The sequence below is a fragment of the Streptomyces sp. SID14436 genome, from assembly GCF_010548465.1.
Lineage (GTDB): Bacteria > Actinomycetota > Actinomycetes > Streptomycetales > Streptomycetaceae > Streptomyces.
The window spans coordinates 1-4346 of the sequence record NZ_JAAGMD010000160.1 but is presented as its reverse complement, the minus strand read 5'-3'; the positions used below and the strand labels follow the sequence as shown (position 1 = coordinate 4346).

The following is a 4346-nucleotide window of genomic DNA, read 5'->3' as shown; positions in this document are numbered from 1 at the left end:
CTCCCGGCGGAGGGTGTTGAGCCGGGTGATCAGCGGGGCGATGGTACGTCCCTCGCGTTCCGCCGCCTCCCAGTCACGCGGCCTGAGCTGGTACTTCTCCGAGTCGAGGTACTCCTCGCTGCCCTCCCGCAGCGGGGTGTTCTCACACAGTTCGTAGCCGCTGTAGATGCCCCAGGTGGGGGAGAGGGTGGCGGCGAGGACCGCGCGCACCTCGAAGGCGGGCCGGCCGCCGTGCTGCAGATAGGCGTGCAGGATGTCGGGGGTGTTGGCGAAGAAGTTGGGCCGCATGTAGGAGGCGGCCTCCCCCGACAGTTCGGTCAGGTACTGGGTCAGCTCCTGCTTGCTGTTGCGCCAGGTGAAGTAGGTGTACGACTGCTGGAAGCCGATCTGCGCCAGCGTGTGCATCATCGCCGGCCGGGTGAACGCCTCCGCCAGGAAGATCACATCCGGATCGGTGCGGTTGATCTCACCGATCACCCGCTCCCAGAACACCACCGGCTTGGTGTGCGGATTGTCCACCCGGAAGATCCGCACCCCCACCCCCATCCAGTGCCGCAGCACCCGGCAGGTCTCCGCCACCAGCCCGTCCAGATCCGCGTCGAAGGCGATCGGATAGATGTCCTGGTACTTCTTCGGCGGGTTCTCCGCATACGCGATCGACCCGTCCGGGCGGTGGTGGAACCACTCCGGATGCTTGTGCACCCACGGATGGTCCGGCGAGCACTGCAACGCGAAGTCCAGCGCCACCTCCATGCCCAGCTCCCCGGCCCGGGCCACGAACCGGGCGAAGTCCTCCAGCGTGCCCAGCCGCGGATGCACCGCGTCGTGCCCGCCCTCGGCGGACCCGATCGCCCACGGCACCCCCACATCGTCCGGGCCGGCGTCCAGGGTGTTGTTCGGGCCCTTGCGGAAGGTGGTCCCGATGGGGTGGATCGGCGGCAGGTAGACCACGTCGAAGCCCATCGCCGCGATCGCGTCCAGCCGCCGGGCGGCGGTCTCGAACGTGCCGTGCGGCTCCCGCGCGGTGCCCTCCGAACGCGGGAAGAACTCGTACCACGACCCGTACAGCGCCCGTTCCCGCTCCACCAGCAGCGGCAGCGGCTCGCTGCTGGTCACCAGCTCCCGCAGCGGATAGCGGGCCAGCACCGCCGCCACCTCCGGCGTCAACGCCGCCGCCAGGCGCGTGGCGCAGGGCAGGGTGTCGTCGCGCAGGGTCTCCGCCGCGGCGAGCACGTCCGCCCGCCCGTCCTCCCGGGGGACGCCGGCCGCCGCCCGCTCGTAGAGGTCGCCGCCCTCCTCCAGCACCAGTCCCGCGTCGATGCCCGCGGGCACCTTGATGCCGGCGGTGCGGCGCCAGGTGGCGACGGGGTCGGCCCACGCCTCGACGCGGTAGGTCCACAGGCCGACGGCGTCGGCGGTGACCTCGGCGCCCCACCGGTCGCTGCCGGGGGCCAGCTCCCGCATCGGGGTGAACGGACCCGGACGGCCCTCCGGGTCCTTGAGCACCACGTTGGCGGCCACCGCGTCGTGCCCCTCGCGGAACACGGTCGCCGAGACCTCGAACGCCTCGCCCACCACCGCCTTGGCCGGCCTGTTGCCGCACTCGACGGACGGGCGGACGTCCCGTACCGGAATGCGGCCGATGGGCTGGGTCGTCTTCATGGGTCTGCACCTCCGCCGTGCTCGACGCCGGGCCCGCGCCCGGTCGTGGGACCAAACTGAGGCGGGAAGGTCCTCACCTTCCCGCCGGGGAGTGCCGCTCGCCGACCGGTGGCCCCCTCCGCACCGTCGCGGTGGGACGGGGCCGGTCGTGCTGTTCCTGCAGATAGGTGACGGGCGTGGTGCGCAGGTACCGCTCGGCGGCGTCCGCCGCCTCCCGGGCGCAGCGCTTCCCCATCAGCACGCAGAGGGTGTAGCCGGAGTCCTCGAAGGTGGCCCGTACCGTGAGGTCCGCCGGGGCGGCGAGCATCACGCGTTCCCAGGCCCGGTAGCGACGCAACTGCCGGGCAACTTCGGCTTTGGCGGGTAGCAGCATGGCGCCGTTCACCTTTCCGGGGCTCGATGAGGGCACGTTGTCCCGACGGTCGGGCGGCGGCCGTGCGCGTGTCGGCACGGACCCGTAACGGCGATCGAGGTCTTCACACATGGTGCACGCGCGGTGACTCAGCGTCTTGTTGGATTTTCAACCGTCTTCCGTCGCCTTCCGCCGCCTCCAGCCGCCTCCGGGCCGGTTCCGGCACTCAGGTGTCGCCCCCTTCGCCTCAGGCGTGCTCTCGTGTTGCACGAATGGACCAACCCCCTCACGCTGTAGGTGACTCAGAAGCACCAACCGCTCACGTTCCGTACTCGGGGTCCGTCCCGGCGGACGAGAGGAACGCCGAGCTTCGCGGTGAGGAGCCAACGACGATGAAGACCGCAGTGCCCTGCTACTACCACCTCGACGTGGAAGTCAGCCCGGAGAAGGTCGGGCAGGTCAGCCGCATTCTGGCCGCGTACCTCCGGTTCTGGGACCTGGAGAACCTGATGCAGCCCGTCTGCAACGGCGCCGAGCTGCTGCTGCGCGCCATCGACGAGCACGCCACCGACAAGAACACGTCGATCGAGATGTGGTGGAACGGCCAGCACCTCATCACGGCCATCGGGGAGAACGACCGCGCGCTGCGCCCGGACCAGGATCTGCGCGGCTGCCTCCGGCAGATCGCCGCGAGCAGCGACGGCTGGGGCTGCTGCGCCACCGAGGGCGGCAGCAAGGTCATCTGGTTCTCGCAGCGCGCCCGCGCCGGGGAACGCGTCCCGCTGGTGCCGACCGCACCCGACCCGCGCACGAGCGAGGGCCTGGACCTGCCCCGCGAGCCGGTCGTCGCCCAGGCGACCGGCCTGGTCCGAACGCCGGGCGGGGTCCTGGAGGAGGCCCGGTGACCCGGCGCCAGAACAGGAAAGGGGCGCCCGCCTGGAGCGGGCGCCCCTATCCGCTGGGTGCGTCCCCGGACGGGGAGGGCACCAACTTCGCCCTGTTCAGCGAGGTCGCCGAGGGCGTCGACCTGGTCCTGGTCGACGACGAGGGGCGGCACCGCACCGTCCCGCTGACCGAGGCCGACGGCTTCGTGTGGCACGGCTACCTCCCCGGCATCGGCCCCGGGCAGCGCTACGGCTACCGGGTGCACGGCCCCTGGGACCCGTCGGCCGGCCACCGCTGCAACCCGGCGAAGCTGCTCCTCGACCCGTACGCCACCGCCGTCGACGGGCAGATCGACAACCACCCCTCGCTGCACGAACGCGACCCGCACGGACCCGACCCGGGCGACAGCGCCGGGCACACCATGCTGGGCGTGGTCACCGACCCCGCCTTCGACTGGGGCGACGACACCCGGCCCGGCCGCCGGTACGCCGACACCGTGATCTACGAGGCCCACGTCAAGGGCCTGACCCGCACCCACCCGGAGGTGCCGCCCGAGCTGCGCGGCACCTACGCCGGTCTCGCCCATCCCGCCGTGGTCGAGCACCTGACCTCGCTGGGCGTCACCGCGGTCGAGCTGATGCCGGTGCACCAGTTCGTCCAGGACGGGGTCCTCCAGGGGCGCGGGCTGGCCAACTACTGGGGATACAACACCATCGGCTTCTTCGCCCCGCACAACGCCTACGCGGCGTCGGGCAGTCGCGGCCAGCAGGTCACCGAGTTCAAGGAGATGGTCAGGACCCTGCACGCGGCCGGGCTGGAGGTGATCCTCGACGTCGTCTACAACCACACCGCCGAGGGCAACGAGAAGGGCCCCACGCTCTCCTTCCGCGGCATCGACAACTCCTCCTACTACCGCCTGGTGGACGGCGACTGGCGCCACTACTACGACACCACCGGCACCGGCAACAGCCTGCTGATGCGCCACCCCTACGTCCTCCAGCTGATCATGGACTCGCTGAGGTACTGGGTCACCGAGATGCATGTCGACGGCTTCCGCTTCGACCTCGCGGCGACCCTGGCCCGGCAGTTCCACGAGGTCGACCGGCTCTCCGCGTTCTTCGACCTCATCCAGCAGGACCCGGTGATCAGCAGGGTCAAGCTGATCGCCGAACCCTGGGACCTGGGCGAGGGCGGCTACCAGGTGGGCAACTTCCCCCAGCTCTGGTCGGAGTGGAACGGCAAGTACCGGGACGCCGTACGGGACTTCTGGCGCGGCGAGGACCACACCCTCGGCGAGTTCGCGTCCCGGCTGACCGGCTCCGCCGACCTGTACGCGCACAACCGGCGCCGCCCGCGCGCCAGCGTCAACTTCGTCACCGCGCACGACGGGTTCACGCTGCGCGACCTGGTGTCCTACAACGACAAGCACAACGAGGCCAACGGCGAG

The 4346-nt window shown here is 70.9% G+C and carries 4 protein-coding genes; 2 read left to right on the top strand and 2 right to left on the bottom strand.

The window, feature by feature from the left end:
- Positions 1-1662 (bottom strand): alpha-1,4-glucan--maltose-1-phosphate maltosyltransferase (locus G3I53_RS05785; RefSeq protein WP_164438089.1); only part of this gene is annotated, 1662 nt, incomplete at its 3' end.
- Between the two features lie 73 nt (positions 1663-1735).
- Entirely contained in the window at positions 1736-2035 is a 300-nt protein-coding gene (locus G3I53_RS05780) for a DUF5133 domain-containing protein (RefSeq protein WP_031101783.1), read from the bottom strand.
- Positions 2036-2406: 371 nt separating this feature from the next.
- Here G3I53_RS05780 and G3I53_RS05775 point away from each other — a divergent pair, with 371 nt between their 5' ends.
- Positions 2407-2919 (top strand): hypothetical protein, encoded by a 513-nt coding sequence (locus G3I53_RS05775; protein ID WP_031101784.1) that lies wholly within the window; start codon positions 2407-2409, stop codon positions 2917-2919.
- Positions 2916-4346: glycogen debranching protein GlgX (gene glgX / locus G3I53_RS05770; protein ID WP_164438088.1), on the top strand; the 1431-nt coding region annotated here is incomplete at its 3' end. The genes G3I53_RS05775 and glgX, both read left to right, overlap by 4 nt.

Excerpts from the sequence above, each read along its gene's own strand:
- G3I53_RS05775 (WP_031101784.1), top strand. The coding sequence starts at position 2,407 with ATGAAGACCGCAGTGCCCTGCTACTACCACCTCGACGTGGAAGTCAGC.
- G3I53_RS05780 (WP_031101783.1), bottom strand. The coding sequence starts at position 2,035 with ATGCTGCTACCCGCCAAAGCCGAAGTTGCCCGGCAGTTGCGTCGCTAC.